Below are 25,852 nucleotides of genomic sequence, written 5' to 3' on the forward strand. Positions count from 1 at the left end.
GGGAAGATGCATAATAAGAAATTATACCTAATACAAATACATAAAAAAATATTTCAATTTCGTAAGTAAGATAAAACTCCTATAAACATCTTACATTCCAATTATAAGTTCTAGCGTTAGGTTTAGGCTGCATGCTTTTATTGTTCTGGTTAATTCACTCGAAGTTCATATTTTTTTGTTACCCACCCATCTAACGAACGCCGGAACCAAATATGAAAATATAACTTTTGTGCTATTTTCTATCTAATATTTCCTTTAGTTGTGCTATTAGCACATCGTCTTGCTTATTATCCATAAAGCCAAGCTGTTCTGCTATATCACGTCTTAATTTAAGAAAGGCTTCATCATTTAATCTACATTTGTCTTTTATATATCCTACAATAAGTTGCTTCACTTCATTCTCATCATTGAAATAATCCTTATTATCATTAAATAATTTTTTTATATAGCTATCTGGATATGCTATTCTCTTTTTAATTAATTCATCTACTTGATTTCTATGATAATTATATAGTGCTCCTATTTTAAACTTTTCAGTATGTAATGTTACATCTTTTGATTTGCCATGAGTTTTATCAATTGATATCTCATTTGTAAGAATATTTGCTTTAAATGAAAAATAATCATTTATACTATCTTCATAGGGATTAATATCATCAAATCCACTTTCTTTAGACCCTTTCAAAGATTGATTACATGATTTGCATACTGGTACTAAATTGTAAATTGACATAGAGAAGTAAGCATATCTACTTTTAGGTAAAAAATGATCAATGTCGGCTCTCATTTTTCCACTATCTGAAAAAATAGGAGTTATGTATTGGCGATTGCAATATGGACATACTCTTAGGCCACTTTCCATAACGAACGCATAATCACTCCATTCATCTCCAAAAATATCAATTTGCTTGAAATTATCCATTGTAATGTTAATATCTGTTAATTTCTTGAATTCTTTTTCAAATTCAACTGCTGATAAGACTTTTCCTATAGGCATTAATCTATTATTAATTTGGTTACTTAAATTGGGATAATTACTAATTAAAAGACCTACTATTTTTATCCGGACTTCTTCACAATTCTTACTTCGATTAGCTTCTTTCTTACCTTTTTTACTAATATAATAGTATAAATCTTTTACCTTAAAATTCTCATAACCAAATAATTTGTATAAATAACTATTATAAGACTCCTCTTTTGCATTATTTGAGCTTACTTTAAGCATTTTATAAATAATAGGAAAAAATTTCTTAATCTTTTCATTCAATTGTTTAAGATCATATGGTTTGCCTATTGCAAAAGCCTTATAGTTATTTTTAACAAAACCTATAAAATGATTATGTTGTTTTGTGAATTTTTTCTGGAAGCGAAAAACATCTAAATTAATTCGATGAGCTTCTCTAGCCGGATCATGTATATAATGTTGAGTTTTACTCTCAATAAGTTTAGGTAAGATTTTATTTTTAAAATAATCTTTGTGCCTCTCCTCTATTTTATTGGATAAATTAATCTTTATCATATATTAATTATCCTCCTGATTAGTATTTATTATATATTTAATTAATCTTTCTTTTTCGTCTTTGGATAAATCAGTATACTCACTTATAATATTTTTTAACCTTGTTGACTTATATTCATCTTCTATTTGTTGTATTTTAGATTCTAAAGAGATTTTTATTACCGATTCACCAATAATACTAATGATATATTTGCAATACTCTATATCTTCATAATACTTAGAAACATTAGATAATTGATTATCTATAATATAGTTTAATTTATCATAAACACCTCCGATAATTCTCTCAGAAAATTTCCCCATTGTGTTTTCTAAGTAAAATGAATCTTTAAATAAATTATAAATGTTTTGTCCAAATGTTTTTCCTTCTTTTTCCTTAACTTGTCCCTTTTCTAAATAAACAACATTAGTATCAGGTATATCTGCAAGAGTAATAGGCGAATGTGTTGTAAATATAACTTGAATTCTTTTCCCTGAAAACTGATTTTTAAGTTCATCTAATAGAAATTCAATAAAATTACTTTGCCATTCAGGATGGCAATATAAATCAATTTCATCAATTAATAACAATATGTTGTCTTTTGTACTCTTGATAATCTCTTGCGAAATGTGATTTAAAAATTTCAAGGTATTTAACCAAGAAAAGAAATTCAAATAAGACCTCTCTCCAGACGACATTTCAAGGTTATCAATTTTTATATATTTTAAAACAAAAGACTTCTCACTAAAAGCACATTTATTAATGAATGCTGTAAAGTTCAAATACAAGTCAGGATTATTCTCATAATTAATCACTTTTCCATAAATATGTGCCACATCATCCTTTGGCCAACCATTATTAAATTCATGTGTATTAACTATAATTTTACTATACTCTTCAATTTCGCTTACTGCCATTAAGTAATAATCTTTGTATTCGATACTGCTATGTTCTAAATAGTTACCTATGCATTTTATTACATCTTCGATTCCTTTAAGAGTTTTTAATTTACTACTAATACTTTCATCTATAAAATACAATTCAAACAGAAGATTTAAATATAATCCATCAATAATATTATTATAACTAATAGCAAAATTTCTATATAAAAGCTTCCAATTTTCTATCTTATTTTTAATAATACTAGGAAAATCTTGATTTGAATAATATGTAGATGGTGATTTACCAGGTACATTATGAATCAATTTTGGAGTAATAATGTTTGTAATATGTAACTCAGTCTGTATTTTTCCTTCAAAGGTCTTATTTTTTCTTAAAATATAATCAAAGTAAATAATATCGCATATCTCTTGCAGGTTTTGTTGAGTTTTTGTTGTAATAATCATATCCTGCAATCCATAAAAAAGATTGTCTTTAATTATTCCTATAGGAAACCCCACTAATTTTCTATAGAAACTTTTGGATAAAACCCCTATAGTCGAAATATTTAAAGCTACTTTACTTGTTTTACCATATTCCAAATAATACCCATTACTTTCATAATAACTACTGTTCGTCAAATAAACCTTTGTAATGTTAAATAACTCTTTTTCACTCTGCACAAAACTTCCAAAATCGTATTCGTCATTATTAACATTACTAATCAATATACCTTTCTGAACAACTTCTATATCATATTCAAAATTATGATAAACATTTAATTGCCATTTATCCTTCACTTTAAATCTAAAAACTTGAAGTGTTCTTTCAATTTCCTCCTGTTGTTTTTTAGTAATAAGATATTCTTCTCTTTCTTCCTTTTGGTTAGGCATAACTTCCATGTTATATATATAGTTTAGCAAAGTAGTCTTTCCTGAACCATTTTTACCAACGATTGCGCTAACATTACTAATAATGTCATTTTCAAAAATATTATAGTATAAATTATTATATTCTATACTTAACTTCCTTTTTTCTACATCAAATAATATATTATAAGATTTATTAAAACATACTCCACTTTTTTCAATAAAATTATTTTGTGTTTTATTTATCCATAAATAAATTAGCTCCATAATTACACTTCCTTTTGAACTATATACTTAATTAATTCTTTTTGCTCTTCATATGATAGTTTGTCATACTTTCCTATTATTTCACTGAGTTCTTCAGATTTACTATTGTTTTCTTGAAGTATGTCCGATGCTTTTTTTAGTTTCTCTTGCAAAGCAGATTTAATAATTGGCTCACCAATAAAACTAATAATTCTCTTTGCATCATCCATCTCTAAATCATTATATTTAAAAATATTTAGATTACTCTTTTCTACTATAATTGACTCCAAAAATTTACTTGCTTTTCTTATTTTTTCTTCTGCAAATTTACCTAGTACAAACTTCTCCTCCGATTCTTTTAAAAAAAATGCATCATTAAATAAAGTGTATATATTCTGTCCAAAGGTTTCCTTATGCAAATTTTTCGAATCATTTTTCCTTTGCTGCAAATATATAACATTACTCTTTGGAACATCCGATAATATAATCGGAGAATGTGTTGTTAAGATAATTTGTAAGTCACAATCCTTAAATATGGAAGGTAAAAAAAGTATTAGAGAATGAATAAAGAGTCTTTGCCACTCCGGATGATACGATAAATCTGCTTCATCAATAAGTAATAGTATATTATTGCACTTAGTTTCACCTATTGAGAAGTTGTTAACTACTTCCACTCCTCTACTACCATCTATTTTAGATTTTAAGGCTGAATATAATCTTGCATATAGACTTAAGAGGTTGTTTTCTCCAGAACTAAGTCCCCATGAAAAATTTAAATAATAAAATGAAGTACATGTCCTTCTATAAAAAACAAAAAATTCTTCAAATATTTCACGATTATTTTTTTCCATTTGGATTGAAAAAGATAAATGATTTATCAATCCCAATTCAGTCTTTGAAAAATAAAGGTTTAGTCTTTCATAATTTCGATTAAGCCATTCGACAAAATCTTTATATGGCTCAAGCCGTTCTGCATATAAAGAATTTTTTCTACTTAGATCTTTTTCTACTTCATTAAAAAAGCTGGTACAAAAAGATAATATATCTTCATTTTCATTTTCATTTAATGTTTCGTATGCCTTAAAAAAACTAAATAATTCAACTTCTCTTCTCTCTGGTACTATAGGTGACATAGCGATTTCTTTTATTACATTTAAAACTAAACTATTTACCATTAAATCACACCATGTCTGTTTACTATTCTGATGTAGCTTTTCATTAATCATATAGACAAGTTTATCTACTTTTTTATAAAAATTCTGCTTATATGGCGTCAAATTTTCACTTTCAATGTCCGCATATCTTTTTAATTGCTCACAAATATCCTTCATATAATGTTTATTGTCTACAAATGATACTTGAAGTTTATTAGGCATTTCAAAAGGGAGTATATTCTCAGAATTATTTGTTTTATAACTCTGTACAAAATCCAATTGCCTATAAATTTCATTATTGAAGAAATTAACTAATTTATCAGACGACAATTCTATATGACCACTTTCAACATTATTCTTATAATCGTGTCTTATCAGACCACCAATTGAAAAATCATATATCTGTCCATTTTTTTCATGCAAATAGTCGTTAATATCTAAAACATTTTGTAGATAGATTAATTTATTTTTTAGGAGTTCAGGCACTGAGTTGCCTTTATCTCTTTCATTACCAATTGTATTCATATAACTATATGGAAATATTTCAGGTTCTCCTAAATCTATTATATTATTTTCAATATGTAACTTATGTATAAAGTTCCCATTAACGAAAATTTTAATATTGGAACTCTCTTTATCAAAAAAAACAAAAAAACAACTTTTCTCTAAGTAGTTACCTTCATAGGAAATGCAATCTATAATACGTTTTAGTAGCGTTGTTTTTCCAGCTCCGTTATCTCCTACAATAACACTCAAATTGGTGATTTGCTCACCCCAAAACCCTAAACTTGAATTCATCCCTTTATTACAGATCAATGTTACTTCTTTCGGTCGATAACAAAATTTAAATTTATCACTAAAATTAAATTCTGTTTCTTTAAAACATTCATACTCTTCTATCCAAATATACAACAATTCCATCTCTTCACACCCATCTCTTTTATACTAATATTAGCTTTGAATATCTTCTGTTTTTTTATATTCTAGCAACTTTAAATTTAACTATCTCGCTTATTAATTTCCTTTATTGCCGGTGGGATTTCTGACCAATCAATATACTCTCCTTTAAAATCAAGTTCTTTTAGTAATATCCTTTCTAACAACGATGCCATACGCGTCCAAATGAGATAATCATCTTTTTCAAAAACATAATTACCATGTGCTGCAGTATTTCTCTTTTTAACGAAGTCTGATACCCAATCTTGTTCATAATCCAAATTATAATTTTTAAATAAATTACTTATTCTGGATTTAAGATTTCTTTGAATTAATGCCGATAATTTTTGTTTTATACCAGATTCATTAAAGTCAGACTTATCAATATCACCTAAAAGAGGGATTATGTTTCCTGACACCCATGATGCAAAACTCTGATCTATTTTTCTTCTCTCAACCTTTGTTATATAATGCGACTCTGTTTCAGGTATTACACATAGTACAAAATCTTCGATACAAGATCCCAATGAAGTGAATGGAGCTGGGAATACAAGTCTTTCTGAAGAAAAGTGCAACCCACTATGTAGCCTTTCAAGAGTTTTTCTCTTCTCTCCACTAAATCTAGCATATACACTAAATGTCTGCTTAATAAAGGATGTTAAATGAGGGTGCCTCATCTATAATATTAATGCTTAATTCTTCTAGTGTACTTACTATTGTGAACCCAATTTTACCCCTTCCACCTTTTTCTCCTTGTGGCCGTGTTAAAATACCTATTCTATCATCAGATAATTGAACTAGTCTCAAATCTTTCATTCCATCTGGTCCTACAAAAAATCTTTTTAATGAAGTTATATCATTGCCCTTATAAAATATAGTTCTCCACATTAAAGCACCTTCTACTTCTGTATGCTTGAATACTTCTACTCCTCCAATTAATAACTCTCCATTAATTCTTATGAAAAACGGATCTTGAAGTTGAAGCTTTGGGTATCCTTCTACTGGAATCCAATTTGCACCATCTTCTTGAAAAAAATATACTGTTGAACATTCACTATCTCTAGCTTCAACTCTACCTGCAATAATCAACTTACCCTTATCCATAAATGGAGCTGATATATTATATACATCATTTTCTCCTACATTAGTAAAATTTATTTTTCCTACATCATATATTTTAGGCTTTGATTTTAAATATTCATTTAATAATTCTTCGCAAGTTTTTATACTTCCATCTTAACAACTTATTACTTTAATTCCAAGCTACTTTTACTTGAATTATAATGTTTTTCAATTTATTATTATTGTGATCACTATTTGGGGTAGAGTCAAAAAATATTTCATGAATTAATATTTAGATTTGTTAATATAATTAAGTGATTAATATATTAAAGGAGTAAAGTTTTGAGAGTTTTTATTACTTTAGATATAAAAAAGTTGTTAAAACCCATTCTTTTAGTTGCCGCATGTTTCATTATGCTCTGGGTCTCTAGTAGTATTGTAAAATCTACTTCAACTATAATACAAATAGATAAAGAATACGTTATATTGGCTTACAATGATATTGGAATGCACTGTATTCAGTCTGATTACTCCTCTTTTATGATACTTCCTCCAGCAAATACTATTCGTGTACAAATATTTGAAAAAGGCATAAAGGAAGCCAAATTGATAAATGGTGGGGTAATAGTAGAGTATGTGGTTAATAATAATACTTCTTCCATTGATAAGATTAATTTTTGGGAATATGCAAAAGCTTATGGTTATAATTTAAAACCTAATGAAGGAATTACAGGTAATTACTTAAGCGGAACGTGTAAACTGTCTATGGATAAAAAATATTATGAGGCAGAATATATTCCCATCGCACCATATAATGATGGAAGCAAAATTATAAATCCATATCAAACCGTGACTATTACAGTGAAGAATGCAATAACTAAGAGGATTATTGCTGTAGAGGATGCAGTTGTTGCACCAGTTTCAACTGAAATGCTCTGCAGCAATTGTCATGGAAAAACTAATACAGATGCTAATATATTAAAAGCTCACGATAAAAATCAAGGCACTAAACTTTATGATGATTCAATAAACGGCACACCACACAGTTGTAATGAATGTCACCAAGACAATGCATTAAATGCTAAGGGGAAAGAAGGCATTCCAAGTCTTTCACTTGCAATGCACGATTATCATGCCTCTAAAATGACTATGTCAAGCCTCGAGATTACTTGCTATAATTGTCATCCAGGTGTGGAAACTAAATGTAACAGAGGAGTTATGGTAGCAAAAGGGTATACCTGCAGCAGTAGCAAATGTCATGGAGATATGGAGGTCGTAGCGAATTCTCTTAAACAGGGTAGACAGGCATGGCTTAATGAGCCAGATTGTGGTGATTGTCATGGAGAAAATTATGCATCTAATACTGATAAATTATACCGGCAGTCATACCTTCAGAATGGACCCGAGGCAATGAATGGTTATATTACCTGTGAGACCTGTCACAATAGTCCACATGCGGAATGGCCATCTACATTAGAGTTAGACAATCAAATACCTATAAAAATTTATGGTGTACCTGATTTTATTAGAAAATGTTCAGCATGTCATGAACAAAAGGGGAATGGAAAAATACACGGATATAAAGGAGTAGATTAAAAATGAATCTGGGTGAATTATTGCTTCTTATTGCTTTAATAATGAGTTTAGGAAATTTAATTGTAAGTTTATTCTTTAATAAAAATAAGTTTGTAAATTTTTATGCGAATATATTTTTATTTAGTTCTATATTTTGTATAACGGCTTCTACGCTACTACTTATTTATTATCAATTTACTTTCAATTTTCAATATGCTTATGTATTTAATCATATTTCAAGATCGTTAAAACCAATTTACCTTATTTCAGCTCTTTGGTCAGGACAGGAAGGCTCTTTTCTTCTATGGGCAATGATTGCAATGTGGATTAATTTGCTGGCACGTGGAGAGCATAAGTCCTATGTTGTCTACACCTTAATAAGTACCGTTATTTTGGTCTTGGCTTTTTCAAGTGCTCCATTTTCTCTTATGGATTACATACCAACTGAAGGAAGTGGACTCAATAAAGCGCTTCAGGATCCATGGATGGTAGTACATCCACCTCTTGTATTTATAGGATACTCTGCAATGGGGGTGCTATTTTCTCAAAGCTTTAGCAAATTTAATAGAAAATGGGTAATTGCTTCTTGGCTATTTCTTGGGGCTGGAATATTTTCCGGGAGTTTGTGGGCTTACCGAGCACTAGGATGGGGTGGTTACTGGGCATGGGATCCTATTGAGAATGCAGCTTTAGTTCCCTTTCTTATTTTAACTGCAATTGTGCATAATAAAAAAATATCTCATAAGCTTGCTATGATTCCTTTTATTTTAGCTGTCTTTGGAACGTTTTTAGCAAGAAGTGGAATTTTACAGAAGACATCAGTACATTCTTATGCCTCATCTTCAATAACATTACCACTCTTAATTGTATTCATTCTTTCGGTTTTAGTATTGATAGTGACCCTAGTAAAGGACAGGCTAAGGAATGGTCTTAGAGTTAAGGTTAAGGTTAACAAAGCAAAGACTTTATCAGCATTTCGTTATATTATATATATTTTTGCAGTATATATATTGTTTGGAACTGTCTTACCTATTTTTTCAGGAGTTTCAACTGAAATTAGTTTTTATACTCCAGCAGCATTGGGTTTTGCCATTTTTTCTTCAGTACTTTTTACAGTATACATGCGTAATTTATTTGAAAAGAATTTTCTAAAAATAATAATTATAAACACTATCATAATAATAATTATTTCTGCTACTACAGCTTTTTCATCTTTCCCATGGCTAATTATACTTTGGATATTGATGCTTCCACTTATCCCTAAAATAGTATTTTTCAGTACTTTTAAAAATATTTGGGCACACGTCTCTCATATTGGAGTTTTACTACTTATAACTGGTACTATTACATCTTCTGTATTTAGTGAAGAGGGAATTTTAATACAGTCAAATTTATCGAAAATCTCTTCAGGAAAAACTATGACTATTCATAAATTATTAGGTGATACCATCATTACTGAAGGTTTAAAATATACAACAAGACCTTTTATTTGGTTATTTTGGTTAGGAGGATTTATGATACTCGGGGGAATTCTTGGCGCACTTTGCTTCTCAAAAAGAGCAAGTAGTGAATCTTACCCTACACTGGGGTAGTTCTAGCTAATAGTCTTGGCACTTCATATTCCAAAAATAAGAACTAAAACAGTACCTAACTCTTTAAGCCCCATAAACGAGTGTTTGTGGGGCGGTATTAAACCTTTAAAAATAAGGCACCATTTTATTTTTGCCACAAATTCTGCTTCAGAAAGTCAATCATCATCTGCCACCCTTCCACAGCATCCGGCTTATCGCTCAATGTGAAGCCATGGACTGAGTCTTCAAAACGCTTATGGGTTACAGTTACGCCTGCCTGCAGAAGTTTATCTCTGAAATCCTCCGCTTCTTTGTAAAGCGAATCCCGGCCTGCTGTTAAGATCAGTGTGGGAGGAAATGATTGCACTTGGTCAATGGTAGCAAAAACAGGCGATATCAGCGGATTTTTTCTTTCCTCTTTGTTGTCGCAGTAGCATACATTAAATATGCGGCCCATTTTCGTAGATAGAGAACGTTTTGGATGTGGCTTAAGATATGGGTCCGTGAAAATATCTAATGGAGGGTAGTCCAATATCAGGCCTTTTGTGCCCAGCTCTTTCGTTTCAGCATCCTTCAGGCATATTGCTGTGCTAAAGTTAGCTCCGGCACTGTGACCGCCGATTGCAATCTTATCAGGGTCTATTCTAAACTCTTCTGCATGCTCCTTTGCATACTTTATTACTCCGTTTTTTTACTTTGCACTGCACTGTAAGTTCTTTGCACTTTTGATGTATTCCCATCCATTTCCTATCAGATTTGAGATAACTAGTGAATATCTAGCAAGAGTTTAGTCTATAATAGCTATATTGTAAAAAATAAAAAAAAGGTGTGATATTATGAATTCTATTATTTCTAGAGTTTCCTACTTAAACGGCTTAATTGAAGGATTAGGTATTACTAATGAAACTAAGGAAGGAAAAGCAATTACTGAACTTGCTAATATCCTAAAAGATATGGCAATAGAAGTTGAAGATCTTCAAAGAGCTCAAGAAGAAATTGAAGATTACATTGGTGCTATCGATGATGACTTATGTGACGTTGAAGATGAAATTTTTGAAAATGAAGATGAAAATGATGAGGATGAAGATGAATGTTGTGACGTTCATCTAGAATGCCCTCATTGTAATGAAACTATATATTTAGATAAAAATATTTTCAATGAAAAAGAAAAAATAACATGCCCAAGTTGCCATGAACTAATTGTATTAGATTGTGAAGATTAATTAAATTTTAGAATAGTATAAACTTTAAAGTTTATACTATTCTTTTTAGGTAAAGTAGGGGTAGTTTTTTTTTTTTTTAATTTCAAACAATCAATTATTAAGGGCAGACAAATATTAAAAATTTATAAATACTTAAATATATCATTTGAGTAAACAAATCCACATGATTTTCAAATATCTTGTGGATTTGTTTATAAATTATTGTATTAGGTTGTCGATGTAGTATTTTCCGATATTTCGGAAAGTGCGTCACCTGCTTCATTTACGAACTTAGGCTCAACCGCCAAATCTCCAAGAGAAAGTATTCCCACAACGGCGTTGTTATCAACGACTGGTAATCTTCGAATTTGATTTTCTGCCATCAAGTTTGCTGCTTCGTGTACATCCATGTTTAAATCCCCTGTTATAGGATTTAATGACATAATACTACTAACTTTAATACTTGAAATATTTTCACCTTGCGCTATAGACCTAAGTGTTATATCACGGTCTGTAACCATCCCTTCAATTTTACCATCTCTGCATACAGGAATTGATCCTACTTTTTTTTCCTTCATAATCTGTGCTGCTTTTTCAACAGTGTCATCAACATTTAAACTTGTAACTTCCTTAGTCATCACGTCTCTTAATTTCATAAAACCACCTCCAAATTTTATTTTAACCAATAGGTGTTTCTTTTATTTATAATTAAATATTTTTTTTATGGCTTATAGAAATAATGTGATGTAGTCACTAGCTAAATTAAATCGAAAAACAATTTTTTCCCATTAATCGGATAAAACAATATATTCGTCAAACTTAAACATTATCTCTTAAATCATTGCTTAATGAATATAACTGTACGAACTTCTATCCTAGCCACTGAACATTGATCGCATATGCACCTTGCATTAGTCTTGGTATAAAAGTAGGCATGGGAAGTAATATAAAAGAAGAAAAGAAAGCTGTGTATTCAGGTTATTGGCATTTATATAGATATAATCCTGATTTAAAACAAGAAGGTAAAAATCCTTTTGTATTGCATTCAAAGGAACCTATTTTGCCATATGAAGATTTTATCAATGGTGAAATTCGATATACTTCATTGAAAACAACATTCCCTAAAATAGTAGAAGAGATGTTTGCACTTTCTAAGAAGAATGACAAAGAAAGATATGAAACATATAAAAAATTAGCCGAATAAAAATTTTTAATGTGATTAGTGAAGAGCATAAATACATTTTTACAACATTTTTACAGGTATGAAAATGTATTACAAACACAAAATATATTATGAATTCACAATGAATGATAAGGGAGGAATAAATTATGAATAGAATTGATGATATAAAACTTGCAATGTATAAAAACTATATGTTAGCTGAATTAGGAGTTGAATTATATAAATTAAATAATAAAGATATTGAGTGTTTAGACGATGCAATATTATTTAGAAGTGAAGGAGATAAACTTAAGAATTTATTAAATTCTTATTAAAATTAAAATGATTAAATTTTATTAAATAGTATTAAATATGCAATAAGGTAATGATGAAATAATTCTGTTTAAGCCTTGAAACAGTTTTAATTTATATTTAAAGATGATAAAGATTCTAAAGATTGTGTCGTAGAATGGGAGGTGTCACAAATGAAAAATGAAATTAATAAAAGTAAAAAAAGTTATACAATAAGAAAAGTTGAAGATAACTTAAGTGGAATGTCAAATCATATTACGCAGGGATCAGATGTTGGTAGTGAGCCCTTTCCTTTTACAGAGGAAGATAGTCAACTGCCAACTACCCTAAAGGGATAGTGGCTTGTGAGTGAAAATTCAGAAGTCAGTTGAATAGCCTAAGTATTAAATTACTACATTATCTAAGAATATATAGGTACTTCAAGATACTTCGCTAGTCTTGAACACTACGAAGCCGACTAAATATTTCTGATTGGGTGAATGAATATCATTAATTACCCAATCATAATTGTCAATTCCTAATTCACTAGCAATTTCAATTTTAAATTTCTTTATTTTGTATAATCTTATAATATAATTTTTTAGCATCATCATAGTTAACAATTTATTCTCTATAAAATATTTAGTTGCATTTTTCATTATCACCTACATAAAAACTCTTTTCTCCTATTTTTATATCAATCAAAATAAACCCTCCTTCAGTGTAAAATATTCACCTTTTTATGATGATTATACCATATGAAATTTTCTTACATACACTAAATTAATTTGGTTATATTAACATTAGGATATTTATTTCTAAGAGGCAATTTTTTTCTGCACTCTTAATTCATGCAAGAAGGAGGTTCTTACAATGTCACATTTAGCTAAAAAAGATAATGTGGAAAGTAAAATTCCTAGCCAAGAAGCAAAAAAAGAATATGCTAAAACAAAGATAGAAGCTGGTAATGAAATAGCAGTTTCTAAAGATGTTAAAAAAATAGCAAAAATGTAAAAGTAAGTCTTCCTTAATATAAGTAGAAGGAAGGTGTCAAGGGCACCCTTCTCCTACTTATATTTTCACAAATTAAATTCCGTACAACCCTTGTTATTAGTAATATCTATGATTTTCCCTTAACCCATTAATTAAATATTCATTTTTTCAACTTCCGATTATATACATAATCGGCATACTTATGAAAACTATTAGTATATTCCTTTTGTTTTCATTACCGTTTAAAACTGAAGCATCACAATCACAATCACTGGTTCTTTGAAATATACACCTAAAGAATTAGAAGAAGCAATTTTACGTAATGGATTAGATGTTGTTCAAGTTGTTGAAACAAAGAAAAATATTTCTTATTGTATTATTTCGAGAATAAACTAATAAAATACAATACTGTGACACATTGCTCCATTAGACCTTTCACTTGCAGCCTCTCTCATATCCAATGTTGTTCCAGACTCTTTCTCTTTTAAATATTTTAATGCTATTTCAATATTGTCTAGTTTAGTTTTATATTCCTAGTTTCTTGCTTTCTTCGTTAACCTTTACTTTATCTTCTATTTTAGTATTATTAATAAAATCTTTCCAAACTTCATTTTCTGGTTTTATGTTATCCTTTATGTCACCATACTTTATTTCCAATTCTGCATAGTCACCAGCAGCATGATTAATTGCTATACCAATCCCAAAATAATCTTTCGTAAAGTAACCACAATATTCAAACGCAGCTGAATCAAAATAGCTAATTAAATCTTTATTTGTGGACAAACTCAATTCCTTTTCAATCAGACTTATAGCTGTCTTATCGTCTATTCCATTCAATGGCTTAGGTGTCCATACTCTATCTTTAACATTTTTAAGTTTTTCAGCAAAGTTATTATCTAAATTAATAAGATCTCTAAATTTAAGTATAGTTCCCTTTTCAATATTGATGTTTGTTGCATAAATATTGCTATCAGAATGCATTGACGTCTCAAGGCTGCCAATACCTTTGTATACTATACTTAGAAGCCTGGAGCTTTTCCACTTTATTTCATAGTTTGCATCTATAATTAAATCTTCTCTTTCCACATTAAAGTACGTTAATATATCATTTTTTATTAAGTCATTAATTCGTTTTTGCTTATTAACATCACTTAAATTGGCGATTTGAGGATAATTTATTTTAACTTTCTTATTTACATAGGTTTTAGTTATTATTTCAAAATTTAAAGCATTTGCTTTATCTGATTTATTTGCCGTTTGCGAAACTTCTGCATTTTGATTTATTATTTCGTTATTAGCCTGTTGCACCTTATTACTTGTAACCTTTGACGTACTTGTATTATTACTCATTGTTTTTGAGCCACAACCTCCAATAAAGATACTCAAAGATATTAATGAGATTAATATTATTTCCTTATTCATTTAATTATCCTTCCTTTTCGCACTTAATATAGTATCTCTATGAACTATTAAATGTTGCATTTTCAGTGACACGAAAGATAAATTTCTCATTATCAGAAAAAACATTAAGTCCAACTGAACTTTTGCATAGATTACATCCATAATAGTATTAATTATCTACACCTAATAGTTTAATACTTATTGGGTTATTAATATTTACAATTAAGTTACATATTATTAAAAAATAGTTACAGTAATGCTTTCGATTTAAAAGTTATTAGAAAGTAACAACTTCCAGTTTTACTTTGTCCTCAGGGAACGTAACAATGACTTGAAGTCTTTATTGTTATATAAATATTCTATAATGTAACGAATCCGTAACTTTGAATGTTATAACACCATATTTATAACAAATCAATTCATTCATTAATTTTAATGAGATAACAAAAGACTGCACTATTTTAAGTACAGTCTTAATTGCTCAATATAAGAAAGTATGAAGTCCAAGTAACTTTCAGAATAAATATCTACATTATTTGATGGATGCTTCATAAATTGACCGAATTGAATCAGATAACATCAAATTGAATTCTTTGTCTGTTTGCTGGGCTGTCAATCCTTGCGATAAGGCGCGTGAGAAGCTAGCTATCAGTTCGTTATTATGCGCAAGTTTTTCATTTGCTTCGCTTTGAGTGTATCCTCCCGATAAAGCCACAATCCGTAAAACATGCGGATTATCCATTAAATCGTGATAGAAGTTATCTACTGTTGGTATTGAAAGTTTAAGCATGACTTTGACGTCCTTGTCAAGGGCAGATAATTGATTGGAAATTTCAATTTTTAATAGTTTTTCTGATTTTCCCTTATCCGCGCTGTGGATATCAACCTCAGGTTCGATAATTGGAACCAACCCCGCTTCAGCTATTTTCTTGCCAATATCGAACTGTTGCTCAACTAATTTTCGAATTCCTTCTGAATTGGCTTCTTTAATGACTGAACGCATTTTTGTCCCGAAAATGTTTTTTTCAACCGCCCGTTTTAAGAGTTCATTCAAATTGGGAATTGGTTTCATGAGTTGAACACCGTTTTCAAGTTCAGCCAGCCCTTTATCGATCTTTAAAAAAGGCACAACGTTTTTGTTCTTCCAAAGAAAATCCGCGGTAAATTGATCACCAATTTTACGCTCCATAGTATTCTCAAATAAAATGGCACCCAAAATGTGCTCCGAATTGAATGCAGGGTTCGTGATAATACGAGCTCTCATTTCGTGTACCAAATTGAACATTTCTTCGTCATTTGAATAACAGTCTTTCGAAATTCCATACTGTAGAAGTGCAGTGGGAGTACTGCCCCCACTCTGGTCCAACGCAGCGATAAACCCTTTTCCAGTATGGATTCGATCCATTTGTTCCTGATTCATATAATTATCCCCTTTCATTTTTATTAACTGAATAATATCTTTAATTTTATTATAGCACTTCTTACGTACAGCTACATAGCTCTATTCTCATAAACAAGGAATTTGGAACCCCGTTTTTTTTATTCTTCATAACAAATAATTGGAGTTCCCTCTTCTATATTATCAAAAATGGTTTTAGCTAAATATATTGGAGCATTTATGCATCCATGGCTTCCTCTTCTCTTATATATCTCTCCTCCAAAAGAATATCTCCAGCTTGCATCATGTATTCCTATATTCCCGAAAAAAGGCATCCAATAAGTTACTGGAGCTTCATAACCAGGTCCAGTTAATGTTGCCCCCTTTTGTTTATAATTTAGCATATAAGTTCCAAGGACAGTAGAACGTCCTCTATTTGGATTCCCTGTTACTACAGAACCTTGTGTTATAAGCTTTCCATTTTTATAAAACCATAAATGCTGTCTTGTTATATTAACTTCTACATAAGTATTACCTATTTCATTTTCCGCCCTATATAAAGCCTTCTGAGTATATATAGGTTCTTTTTCAAATACATTACCAAGTTTTATATTTTCTAACAATGCTTCTGTTTCAGCCTCACGATTAATTTCCCATCCATAAAGTCCACCGCTAACTTCTACTATTTTCCCCATAGAGGTTTTAAATTTTCTTGCTATTCCAACGGTATCATATTTTTTACTCAATTTTTTAACATATTTCATAACTGCTATTTCGCTTATGACCGTTTCTAAATTTTTATCAACACTAAGCCACTCACTTATAATATTTCCATCTAATATTTCCACTTCACTTCCAAATTTATAAGTGATTTTTGCTTTCACATACTCATTTAGTAAATTCTTAGTAACAAGCGCTTTATCAGAACTTAAAGTGTACCTTGGATTTTCATAACAGTGGTCTTCATTTAAATCTAATTTTCTTACTCCTTTTAATATGCTCATTTCTATATCTTCATATAATTCATCTTTAATTATCTTATTTCCATATACTTCTTCAATGACTTTATAGGAACCATTTGTATACTTAAAGCTTACATTTTTAGGTTCTATAATATCTGTATTTAAACAATTTAATCCATTTATCTTATTTTCTAAATTATCTTTATTGTAAACAAATAAATCCTCAACATAATATTTTTGCTCCTTTAATAATGAAATTATCCATTTAAAGGAACTTAGCCACGGATAAACTTTATCAATACTATTTTTTTCATTGTACTCCATTCCTATATCTCGTCCTATTATTTCTTCTATTTCCCCATTTCTTTCTACTAACTGTAACTTATAATTTTTAACCTGATTTCTAATTATACCCTCTATATCTTCATGTGCTTTTAATGACACATCTACCCCATTTATTACTGTATTAAAAAAGGAATGCCTAGAAAAGTATAATGAAATAAGTAAATATATTAGTAAAATTGAAGCTATGAAAATAATAACATTTCCTGTACCCTTACTTTTAAAAAGCTTTTTTATATCAACATTCTTCATACCGATTTATACCTTTCGTCAAAAATTTAAACATAATAACTAGTATATAATATGTTTGTATTTTTGATTTTAAAACTAAATATACAGATAGTAAGCCTTAAATTCCTTAAATATAGGGTAAGCTCTTAGTTTGAACCTAGTAACAAAAGGGATACCACCTACTTTATCCTATAAGCCAACCATCTAGATAATCTTCCTACATTTTTAAAAGAAACTATATTGCAGAAAACTTCCGTTAGTTTTCCAAACTTCCTATAAAAAAAATTAAATGTTAAAAATGGAATCCATTGTTTTTTAGATTTTGGCAGTCTTTTCATTATATTTTTAAACGTGTACACTTCTTTATATATCCATAGATACCCATTATATAATTCCTCTGCTGTCATATTCTTGGGCTTGTATACAACACTGGCAGTATTATAACTCGCCAAATTAAAATCTACTATTCTATTTTCCGCGAGTAATGCTTTATATAACTTTGTGCCAGGGTAAGGAGTAAGTATATGGGAAGTTACAGTTTCTATTTTATTTTTAACTATCCATTCTAATGTACTCTTAAATATAAAGCCATCATCTTCATCTAATCCGAAAACAAAACTTGCATTTATCATTATTCCCCTCTTATGAACTTCATCTACAAGCTTCTCATATCTGCTTACACTATTTTGCACTTTATGAACACTTTCTAATGACTTACTATTTATACTTTCAAAACCTATAAAAAGACTTTGACAACCAGCCTCCTTCATTTCATCTAATAATTTAGGCATGTCCACTATATTAGAAGTAACCGCTGCGTTCCACTTTAATTTAAGAGGTTTTATTGCCTTTAATAATTCTTTTGTCCATTTGGGATTTCCAATAAAATTATCATCAATAAACATTATGTGTCTTGTTTTTAATGCATTTATATCTTTAATTACATCGTCTACAGGTCTATTAATATAAGTTTTAAGTACATTTTTGCAACTATTATAGCAGAAATCACATTGAAAAGGACATCCCCTACTTGTACTAATAATATTAGTATATAAGTATTTACTTTTATCAATTATGTCATAGTCAGGTGATACTATTTCTTTCCCAGCAATATTCTCCATATCATAATATATTTTTTTAAGAGAATTATTTTCTTTATCCTTAAGGATTTTTGCCCAAACTCTTTCAGCCATTCCAACACTTATTACGTCGAAACTATAAGCAGCGCCCTCTGGATCTGCTGTTATATGTATACCTCCTGCAATTACTGTTACACCACGGTTTTGGAACTCCTTTGATATTTCTACTGCTCTATTCATACCATCTACAGTAACAGTTATTGCTACCAAATCTACAGGTTCATTAAAATCTATCTTTTCAACATTTTCATTCTCAATAATAACTTCATGCTCTTTCGGCGTAAGATTTGCAATTGTTAATAAAGCGAGCGATGGAGACATTCTTGTTTTTAATTTTGTATCCATCGGTCTTTTCAGCATTGCAGGTTGAATTAATTTAATCTTCATATATTACCTCCAGACAAAACCTGTCCAATTTATATAATGTCTTAATAATTTTTACAGTTATTAATTATCTTTTTGCCATCACGCAATGTAAATTTACGACAATTGTCATATTATACTTGTTGCTAGATGTCTCTTCATAATCAAACAACACCTTATAAAATATATTATTAATATTATATCAGAATTTTTATTGAATAACAATAAAATATTATTGTTATTCAATGATATTTTGTAGTTCTTCTTATCTCTTTATAACCCTTGATATATCAACACTGTCAACATAGTACTTACTTTTTAACTTAGTTTAAGTAATACCTGTTTAACTTAACCTATAAGGGCAAAAAAAGGTGCAAATTTATTTTGCCACCTTATTAGTTGATGTAACCCGTATAATAGTTAAAAATTATTTTTTCTTAAATTCCTTATTATCTAAAATAATAACCCCTGACTTATCTTCCTTCGCTGCCTTCTTTGTGTGATTTACAAGTTGAATAACGTCCTTGTATGATTGTTTTGCTCCCTTTACAAGCAAGGGTACTCCTATAAAATCAATTTTTAGCCACCTAGAAAAAAATCCACCAAAGGTCATTGGTAATGGAACAGTTGGCGACGTATTGGAAAATATAATTTTCTCATTTAATAGATTTTGTTTATGAAGCATAGAAGATAAATTAAATAATCCTGGAATTAAAACCTTTGAACGTCCCCTGCCTACAACATAGACTTTGTTTCCATCTTCATCACTTCCATAATAAAAAAGTTCTCCACAATTGCCATATACTAACTTATTAAAGTTAGGTAATTCCAATATTTCATCCTTAGTCGGTTCTCGGGTTTCATCCAGCATTTTTAAGTGATAAGCAATTGCTAAAATAGATGAGTGGGTTCCTCCATAACAATTATATATGTATATTATTTAAATCACCTGATTTCTTATTTTTTTGATTTGTTTTAATAATTGTAGTATATGCATTAAACATCGATATTAATCATTCTTTGAACACACTTTCTCAAATGCCTTAAATGGACTCTAAGAGTAATTGTCGGAATGGAAATAACATTTAGTCTCTTAATAATTTCATTGATCTATGTGCACTTCCATCAGCATTAACAATATCATCATCTGTAAGGCCTGCCTCAACTGCAATATTATAAGCTTTACCAAAATCCCCTACATCCTCCGATTTGTGTGCATCACTACCCAATGAAAATTTAACACCCATATTCTTTAACTTTTTTATTGTTTCAATATCCATATTCCTATGAGCTCTGTTAATTTCCAATGCAGTATTTCTTTCAACAGCAACCTTTCCAATTTCGATAATATCTGGATTAACATGCTCTAAAGGATGATTTAATATTGTAATTTCATATTTTTTAATAGCATTAATTGCAGCTTCTGTATAATTCCTCAATAAAAATGGATTTTGTACTGCTCCAGGATGATAACCCACACAAATTATGTCCAGGTAATCAATTACTTCATCTTTAATATCTATATCCCCTTTTTTAGTAACAATATTACATTCTACGCCAAGAAGAATCTTAAAGTCATTCTCCTTCAATAATGAACTCTTATTAAGATCATCAATTAATTTACGTAATTTTTCATATTGATTTAGTTTCATCCCGAAGGTAATATGTTTATAACCATGGTCTGTTATGGCAATTTCTTTTAATCCTCTTTTTATTCCGGCTTTAACATTTGATTCAATACTTCCTTTTGCATGTTCTCCCAGAATAATATTAAATAAGGGAATATGTCCCTTTGCAATATTAGTATGAGTATGATAGTCTGCAATAATCTTAAAACTCATTTTATCCCCTCCATGGTTTAATATCTTTTAATTAACCGCTTCAAGATTAAATCTTTTTTAGTAATATCCACTATACCATCAATCAGTTCTTCTTTAGAAAGGCTCTTTAATATTTCATTTATTTCTGCATTTTTATCTGTTTCAATTATTACTTCATAATTATCATTTCCCTAAACTTCAAAAACATATTCATTATCTGCTTGTTCGTATGTTTCTACTATATTCCCATTGCTATAATAGTCATAACTTCTCTCAATAATCCTAGCATTCACATGTTTTTCGAAATTATTAATGTTCATATACTCCCCTGCATTCTTTTTTTCAAAGTTCATTTTAATTCATAACTGGAATACTTTTAATTTTTAACTTTTTTTATTATAATATACCTATAACATAAAATGGAGGAATTCAAATGAAGAGACGTAAAAATAAAAAGAAGAAATCTCCAGCAGATAAGGAATTTGATTTTGGTATATGTGAATTTAAATGCATTAATTGTAACCATCAATTTGAAGTTCCCTGGAAAGAAATATTTGAACTCCAAGAAATGACCCATGGCTTTGTGAGTTATGATTATATGAATAATGACTATATTGCTTGCCCTAAGTGTTATGAAAATGCTAATGAAGAATATTGTGATAATTGGTCACAGCCTTTTGATAGTGCAGACAAGCCTAAAAATAATGAAAATACTATTTCATCTGAAAAGTTTTATAATGACTGTGTTATAAAAATCGAAGATGATAGTATACCTTTTTAAGATATTCTTCCATTACAGAATTTGCCCATATTCTAAATTGGGTACCACGCGATAATTTCACCCTATATCCCACGATATACTTAACCAAACAGTTTTATCTTCCATATTCACATCAATTTTTGTTATGCCGTAGTGCAACGTAGAATCCTTGTTGATAAATTCTCTCAGCAATTTCTCTAGAAATTTTCACTATAGGCTTTGATTTTCCTAACAGATTTTCTTCTTTGTGAGTTTGCTTTTATGAATTGTATTTGGTATCATATGGTTTGTAACAACATTACAAAAAGCTATTAAAAAAGGTGGAGGAACAATGGATAATCAAGAGCAAAAACATCAGCGACGTGTTCGATATAAAGGCACTAACCCTAGATCTTATAAAGAAAAATATAAGGAACTGCAACCAGAGAAATATGCTGATACTGTAGCAAAAGTTATTCAAAAGGGCAGTACTCCTGCTGGTATGCATCGTTCAATTTGCGTAAAAGAAATATTAGAATTCTTACAAATTACTCCTGGGCAAACAGGACTTGATGTAACACTAGGTTATGGTGGTCATACTTTAGAGATGCTTAAATGTTTAAATTCAAAGGGGCACTTGTATGCAATTGATGTGGATTCTATTGAACTACCGCGCACCCAAGCGCGTTTAGAGAGCTTAGGTTATGGCTCTGAAATTTTAACAATCAAACAAATGAACTTTTCCGATATAGATCAAATTGCTTTCGAATCAGGGCCATTGAATTTTATATTGGCAGATTTGGGTGTCTCTTCAATGCAAATAGACAATCCTGAAAGAGGATTTTCATTTAAGAGTGAAGGGCCATTAGACTTACGGCTGAATCCTAATAGAGGTCAATCTGCCGCAGCTCGTTTAAAAACTATTTCGCTAGATGAATTACAAGGGATGCTTACAGAAAACGCAGACGAACCTAATGCTGCAGCAATCGCTCGAGCTATTATTTCCCAAATTAAAAAAGGAATAGACATATCAACAACAACACAACTCCAACAAATTATCAAAGATGCTCTGAAATTTATTCCGGGAAATAATAGTAACGATGCGATTAAAAAAACCTGTCAACGATGCTTTCAAGCATTGCGAATTGATGTCAATAATGAATTTGAAGTGTTATATGAATTTTTGGAAAAGCTTCCTACTACCCTTGCTGAGGGTGGGCGCGTTGCTATACTTTCATTTCATTCAGGAGAAGATCGTCTCGTTAAAAAATCTTTTCAACGCTTTTTTCGTGAAGGCGTCTATCGCGAAATAGCTCCCGATGCTATTCGGCCATCATCACAAGAATGTAATACCAATGGTCGTGCTCGCTGTGCTAAATTGCGTTGGGCTATAAAAGCATGATTTTTAATTTTCGGCACTTTATTTGCCTAAAAAGACAGCAATCTAGTCTTTTTTTATAATTCTAAATGATTTTATCAAAATAGCCTATTATAATCAATCTTCTTGATTATAATAGGCTATTAAAGGAAGAATGACACACTCCGTAGTTCATCGTTAGTGAATAATTTTCTTAAATGCGGCAAAAATTGTAGATTTAGAATTATTGCAACAATCTTCCTATAAAGCTGCATATGTTATATATTTTTCATAATTTGCGATTATCCTACACAATTATAAAACTTTATAAGAATTCATAGTATTCTACAACAATAAATAAAACTTATTTTAATTATTCTTACCGGCGATATTTATAGATTTGGATTCAGATGTTGAGCCGATAAAAACTATGTAGCACAAGAGGGCAATGAAAAAGCACAGTACTATAATTTTACTAGGTTTGATTTTCTCTTTTACTAAGTGTAATGCAGATTCTAAGTCAATATATGAATTTTCATAACTTATGGGCTTATTGAGGGCTAGTGCACTGGCAAATGTTTTATTATTGACACTATTTATTGAGTCTCCAGATCTTTGATCAATTGCCATGCAATTGAATCCTAGCTCATTCGACTTCGGAGCGATTGAAAGATACTCACCTCTACTAGATGTTTATTCCAAATGCCTACCCATGAAACTTCAATTTTATAATCTTTAAAAATATTTTTTAACTTTTCTTCTGAAATACCATCTAAATCATCAATTCCATCAGAGTATTCCTTCCTACTATCAGAGTCTCTTATTTTGTTCAAAGTTTCTTTTATAGACAAATATTATGACCTGGTTTCCTAAATCTAAACAAATCTGAACAAGTCAGAATATTCTAGATTTAGACACCTTCTCCTTCCATTAAAATAAATTTAATTTTTGAAGATAGATGCGAGCTTTTTACAGGTTTTTGCTCAGCTCCTAAATTTCCGAAGAAACTTCAGCAATCCCAGCGCGCCTTTAATTTTGATAAAATTAAAGTTCAGAAGAATTGGGGCAGTTAACCCAGCTTAGTAACTCACACAAGCCTTTCTCTACGTGTACTTGTGCAAGGATCTAGATTAAACATAAACTTATATTAAGCTAGAATCATATCTTTTATATTCTTACGATTCTCTATAAAGAATCTTGGATAACAATCCTTTTGCAAAATCATTTTCATTCTTTTTGAAACATTAGACCAATTACTCCATTCATTAGAATAATTAATATTTTCGTAAATCAGCTCTTCTTTTTTTATAGTTGGTATCGGTTTAAATAGGTTTCTATATAATCTAGGTACTTTTTCTTTAAATCCGTAGCTTCTTCTTGCTATAACCATAGCGGCACCATTATGAACATCCATACCAAATTGATGACAATACTTATACAAACCTATCTTACTTGTATACTGTGGTTTAACTTTAATAAATTCAACTCCATTTTTGTAACAAGCAGATTCTAATGTACAGAGCAACACTCTATAACAAAATTGTGCTGTTTTTCTAGCTATTTTAGAGTGAACATCTCTATCTTTAATAAATTTTAAATCTTCTACAGCTATTGCTGAACAATATGTTTGTGCTGTTAAGATTGCCTCTTTAACTAACTCACCACATAGATTAGTTCTTCTATTACCTCTTGCCGTCAAAAGTTCTGAGTTTTTTAAATAATGATGCCATTTATAATTTCCATTGTTATCTATCATGGTTAACGCCAACCCATCTGGATTAGTATCAATTCCTATAGTATAGTTATGCCCAGTACAAATTAAATCAGTTTTATCTAAATTAAAAGTAACATGTGCATACATTTTCCCTTCTTTAATAAGCAATTCAACTTGATAAGGTTCTTCCTTAGCCACTTGAGTTAATAGTGCAGGCTTATAATCAAATCCATTTATCTTACCAGTTTTCTTAGATAATTTTTGTGGTATATATATGGGAGTTAAAATCTTTTTATAAATTGGTTTTAACTTTGTATACGTTCCATCAGTTTTCAATCTAGGTTCTTTTACATTACATTCTAGTGTTGTTATTTCAAGAAAAGATTCTCCATTTTTAATAACAATTCTAAGATTAGGATTACCTTTTTTTGTTTTGTCCCCACGAGAAACAAATTGATTGTTTCGTCTACGCTGATATTCTTCCTTAGATATTAAGTCTTTGCAACGTTTGTAAAAGTTATCCTTTCCCCCAAATATAATTGAAGGTAACGTGTTATTTCTTTTATAATCCAAATAAGTACAAAGCTTTCTTAGTCTTTTATCTAGTTTAGATATGAGACCTTGTCTTTTCTCTGTTTTAACGCCTTTATCGAATTTTTTAAGAATAGCCTCTACCTTACCTTCATATTCTGTAATATTCAAATCTAATAATTTCTCTTGTGAAATCAGCGTTTGCCTAGCTTGTTCTATAGCGTCTTTGGATTGTCTTGAATTCAAACTATATTTTTTAGATATAATCTTATCTAAATTATAAATCTTAAATTCAGCATTAAACCTGTTTTCTTCAAGACGTTTATATGCATAATGTTTAGCTGGGCAAAAGTGTTCCATCATATCAACAATTATTTGAAAATGTTCAACGCTTGGATTGTAAAGTAAGCACCTTGAAGTTACCTTCATAATTATA

General features: G+C 29.9%; 27 protein-coding genes and 1 pseudogene. 9 read left to right on the forward strand and 19 right to left on the reverse strand.

Annotation, left to right across the window (positions count from 1 at the left end; translation table 11 throughout):
* Positions 1 to 232: 232 nt before the first annotated feature.
* The 5 genes from G9F72_RS18280 to G9F72_RS18300 form a co-directional block, all read right to left on the reverse strand.
* Positions 233 to 1,519, reverse strand: a complete 1,287-nt coding sequence (locus G9F72_RS18280; RefSeq protein ID WP_164959899.1) for an HNH endonuclease domain-containing protein — start codon at positions 1,517 to 1,519, stop codon at positions 233 to 235.
* Between the two features lie 3 nt (positions 1,520 to 1,522).
* Positions 1,523 to 3,514: an AAA family ATPase gene (locus G9F72_RS18285; RefSeq protein WP_164959898.1), complete on the reverse strand. Its 1,992-nt coding sequence runs from the start codon at positions 3,512 to 3,514 to the stop codon at positions 1,523 to 1,525.
* Between the two features lie 2 nt (positions 3,515 to 3,516).
* The gene (locus G9F72_RS18290) at positions 3,517 to 5,568 is read right to left on the reverse strand and encodes an AAA family ATPase (protein WP_164959897.1); all 2,052 of its coding nucleotides are present in this window, start codon (positions 5,566 to 5,568) and stop codon (positions 3,517 to 3,519) included.
* A gap of 77 nt (positions 5,569 to 5,645) precedes the next feature.
* Complete coding sequence (locus G9F72_RS18295) at positions 5,646 to 6,260, reverse strand: HEPN domain-containing protein (protein WP_224676163.1); 615 nt, start codon at positions 6,258 to 6,260, stop codon at positions 5,646 to 5,648.
* The gene (locus tag G9F72_RS18300; RefSeq protein ID WP_164959915.1) at positions 6,229 to 6,810 is read right to left on the reverse strand and encodes a DUF1861 family protein; all 582 of its coding nucleotides are present in this window, start codon (positions 6,808 to 6,810) and stop codon (positions 6,229 to 6,231) included. Before G9F72_RS18300 ends, G9F72_RS18295 begins: the two co-directional genes overlap by 32 nt.
* Positions 6,811 to 6,987: 177 nt before the next feature.
* On the opposite strand from G9F72_RS18300, the gene G9F72_RS18305 reads away from it, so the two are divergent.
* Together G9F72_RS18305 and ccsA are read left to right on the forward strand one after the other, a co-directional pair.
* Positions 6,988 to 8,241: a hypothetical protein gene (locus tag G9F72_RS18305; protein ID WP_164959895.1), complete on the forward strand. Its 1,254-nt coding sequence runs from the start codon at positions 6,988 to 6,990 to the stop codon at positions 8,239 to 8,241.
* 2 nt (positions 8,242 to 8,243) lie between these two features.
* Positions 8,244 to 9,812, forward strand: coding sequence for a cytochrome c biogenesis protein CcsA (ccsA, locus tag G9F72_RS18310; protein WP_164959894.1), 1,569 nt, complete (start codon positions 8,244 to 8,246; stop codon positions 9,810 to 9,812).
* Positions 9,813 to 9,936: 124 nt separating this feature from the next.
* Here the strand turns inward: ccsA and G9F72_RS18315 are convergent, their stop codons facing one another.
* Complete coding sequence (locus G9F72_RS18315; RefSeq protein WP_164959914.1) at positions 9,937 to 10,470, reverse strand: alpha/beta hydrolase fold domain-containing protein; 534 nt, start codon at positions 10,468 to 10,470, stop codon at positions 9,937 to 9,939.
* Between the two features lie 157 nt (positions 10,471 to 10,627).
* Between G9F72_RS18315 and G9F72_RS18320 the strand changes: the two genes are divergently transcribed.
* A complete protein-coding gene (locus tag G9F72_RS18320; protein WP_164959893.1) occupies positions 10,628 to 11,014 on the forward strand; it encodes a CD1247 N-terminal domain-containing protein in 387 nt (128 codons plus the stop codon).
* Positions 11,015 to 11,220: 206 nt separating this feature from the next.
* Here the strand turns inward: G9F72_RS18320 and G9F72_RS18325 are convergent, their stop codons facing one another.
* Positions 11,221 to 11,649: a CBS domain-containing protein gene (locus tag G9F72_RS18325; protein WP_164959892.1), complete on the reverse strand. Its 429-nt coding sequence runs from the start codon at positions 11,647 to 11,649 to the stop codon at positions 11,221 to 11,223.
* 233 nt (positions 11,650 to 11,882) lie between these two features.
* Between G9F72_RS18325 and G9F72_RS18330 the strand changes: the two are divergent.
* The 3 genes and pseudogenes from G9F72_RS18330 to G9F72_RS18340 all read left to right on the forward strand — a co-directional run.
* A pseudogene (locus G9F72_RS18330) lies at positions 11,883 to 12,197 on the forward strand (hypothetical protein); the annotation flags it as partial.
* A gap of 125 nt (positions 12,198 to 12,322) precedes the next feature.
* On the forward strand, positions 12,323 to 12,490 hold the full coding sequence (locus G9F72_RS18335; RefSeq protein ID WP_164959891.1) for a hypothetical protein: 168 nt from the start codon (positions 12,323 to 12,325) through the stop codon (positions 12,488 to 12,490).
* 150 nt (positions 12,491 to 12,640) lie between these two features.
* Positions 12,641 to 12,805: a hypothetical protein gene (locus tag G9F72_RS18340; RefSeq protein ID WP_164959890.1), complete on the forward strand. Its 165-nt coding sequence runs from the start codon at positions 12,641 to 12,643 to the stop codon at positions 12,803 to 12,805.
* Between the two features lie 81 nt (positions 12,806 to 12,886).
* Here G9F72_RS18340 and G9F72_RS18345 read toward each other — a convergent pair whose 3' ends face one another.
* Positions 12,887 to 13,105: a hypothetical protein gene (locus G9F72_RS18345; protein WP_164959889.1), complete on the reverse strand. Its 219-nt coding sequence runs from the start codon at positions 13,103 to 13,105 to the stop codon at positions 12,887 to 12,889.
* Positions 13,106 to 13,319: 214 nt separating this feature from the next.
* On the opposite strand from G9F72_RS18345, the gene G9F72_RS18350 reads away from it, so the two are divergent.
* Positions 13,320 to 13,460 (forward strand): hypothetical protein, encoded by a 141-nt coding sequence (locus G9F72_RS18350; protein WP_164959888.1) that lies wholly within the window; start codon positions 13,320 to 13,322, stop codon positions 13,458 to 13,460.
* Between the two features lie 504 nt (positions 13,461 to 13,964).
* Here the strand turns inward: G9F72_RS18350 and G9F72_RS18355 are convergent.
* The 7 genes from G9F72_RS18355 to G9F72_RS27165 all read right to left on the reverse strand — a co-directional run bounded on the left by G9F72_RS18355 (position 13,965) and on the right by G9F72_RS27165 (position 21,395).
* Positions 13,965 to 14,861, reverse strand: coding sequence for a DUF4163 domain-containing protein (locus G9F72_RS18355; protein WP_164959887.1), 897 nt, complete (start codon positions 14,859 to 14,861; stop codon positions 13,965 to 13,967).
* 511 nt (positions 14,862 to 15,372) lie between these two features.
* Positions 15,373 to 16,260, reverse strand: a complete 888-nt coding sequence (locus tag G9F72_RS18360) for a fructose bisphosphate aldolase (RefSeq protein WP_164959886.1) — start codon at positions 16,258 to 16,260, stop codon at positions 15,373 to 15,375.
* Between the two features lie 119 nt (positions 16,261 to 16,379).
* Positions 16,380 to 17,774, reverse strand: a complete 1,395-nt coding sequence (locus tag G9F72_RS18365) for a L,D-transpeptidase/peptidoglycan binding protein (RefSeq protein WP_164959885.1) — start codon at positions 17,772 to 17,774, stop codon at positions 16,380 to 16,382.
* A gap of 158 nt (positions 17,775 to 17,932) precedes the next feature.
* Positions 17,933 to 19,279 carry a B12-binding domain-containing radical SAM protein gene (locus tag G9F72_RS18370; protein ID WP_164959884.1) on the reverse strand — a complete coding sequence of 449 codons (1,347 nt, stop codon included), beginning with the start codon at positions 19,277 to 19,279 and terminating at the stop codon, positions 17,933 to 17,935.
* 403 nt (positions 19,280 to 19,682) lie between these two features.
* Positions 19,683 to 20,195 carry a DUF3189 family protein gene (locus tag G9F72_RS18375; RefSeq protein WP_164959913.1) on the reverse strand — a complete coding sequence of 171 codons (513 nt, stop codon included), beginning with the start codon at positions 20,193 to 20,195 and terminating at the stop codon, positions 19,683 to 19,685.
* Positions 20,196 to 20,340: 145 nt separating this feature from the next.
* Positions 20,341 to 21,096, reverse strand: a complete 756-nt coding sequence (locus G9F72_RS18380; protein ID WP_164959883.1) for a PHP domain-containing protein — start codon at positions 21,094 to 21,096, stop codon at positions 20,341 to 20,343.
* 170 nt (positions 21,097 to 21,266) lie between these two features.
* Positions 21,267 to 21,395: a hypothetical protein gene (locus tag G9F72_RS27165; protein WP_263486963.1), complete on the reverse strand. Its 129-nt coding sequence runs from the start codon at positions 21,393 to 21,395 to the stop codon at positions 21,267 to 21,269.
* A gap of 113 nt (positions 21,396 to 21,508) precedes the next feature.
* Between G9F72_RS27165 and G9F72_RS18385 the strand changes: the two genes are divergently transcribed.
* The gene (locus G9F72_RS18385; protein WP_164959882.1) at positions 21,509 to 21,856 is read left to right on the forward strand and encodes a hypothetical protein; all 348 of its coding nucleotides are present in this window, start codon (positions 21,509 to 21,511) and stop codon (positions 21,854 to 21,856) included.
* On the opposite strand, the gene rhuM is transcribed toward G9F72_RS18385, so the two are convergent.
* Entirely contained in the window at positions 21,822 to 21,929 is a 108-nt protein-coding gene (gene rhuM / locus G9F72_RS27655; protein WP_224676302.1) for a RhuM family protein, read from the reverse strand. The genes G9F72_RS18385 and rhuM overlap by 35 nt on opposite strands.
* A 237-nt stretch (positions 21,930 to 22,166) precedes the next feature.
* Here rhuM and rsmH point away from each other — a divergent pair, with 237 nt between their 5' ends.
* Positions 22,167 to 23,216: a 16S rRNA (cytosine(1402)-N(4))-methyltransferase RsmH gene (rsmH, locus tag G9F72_RS18395; RefSeq protein ID WP_164959880.1), complete on the forward strand. Its 1,050-nt coding sequence runs from the start codon at positions 22,167 to 22,169 to the stop codon at positions 23,214 to 23,216.
* Between the two features lie 324 nt (positions 23,217 to 23,540).
* On the opposite strand, the gene G9F72_RS18400 is transcribed toward rsmH, so the two are convergent.
* From G9F72_RS18400 to G9F72_RS18410, 3 genes are all read right to left on the reverse strand, one after another.
* On the reverse strand, positions 23,541 to 23,801 hold the full coding sequence (locus G9F72_RS18400; protein ID WP_224676164.1) for a hypothetical protein: 261 nt from the start codon (positions 23,799 to 23,801) through the stop codon (positions 23,541 to 23,543).
* A gap of 11 nt (positions 23,802 to 23,812) precedes the next feature.
* A complete protein-coding gene (locus tag G9F72_RS18405) occupies positions 23,813 to 24,004 on the reverse strand; it encodes a hypothetical protein (protein WP_224676165.1) in 192 nt (63 codons plus the stop codon).
* A gap of 314 nt (positions 24,005 to 24,318) precedes the next feature.
* Positions 24,319 to 25,845, reverse strand: a complete 1,527-nt coding sequence (locus G9F72_RS18410) for an IS200/IS605 family accessory protein TnpB-related protein (RefSeq protein WP_224676166.1) — start codon at positions 25,843 to 25,845, stop codon at positions 24,319 to 24,321.
* Between the last annotated feature and the right edge of the window lie 7 nt (positions 25,846 to 25,852).

This window comes from Clostridium estertheticum, from assembly GCF_011065935.2.
Classification (GTDB): Bacteria; Bacillota; Clostridia; order Clostridiales; family Clostridiaceae; genus Clostridium_AD; species Clostridium_AD estertheticum_A.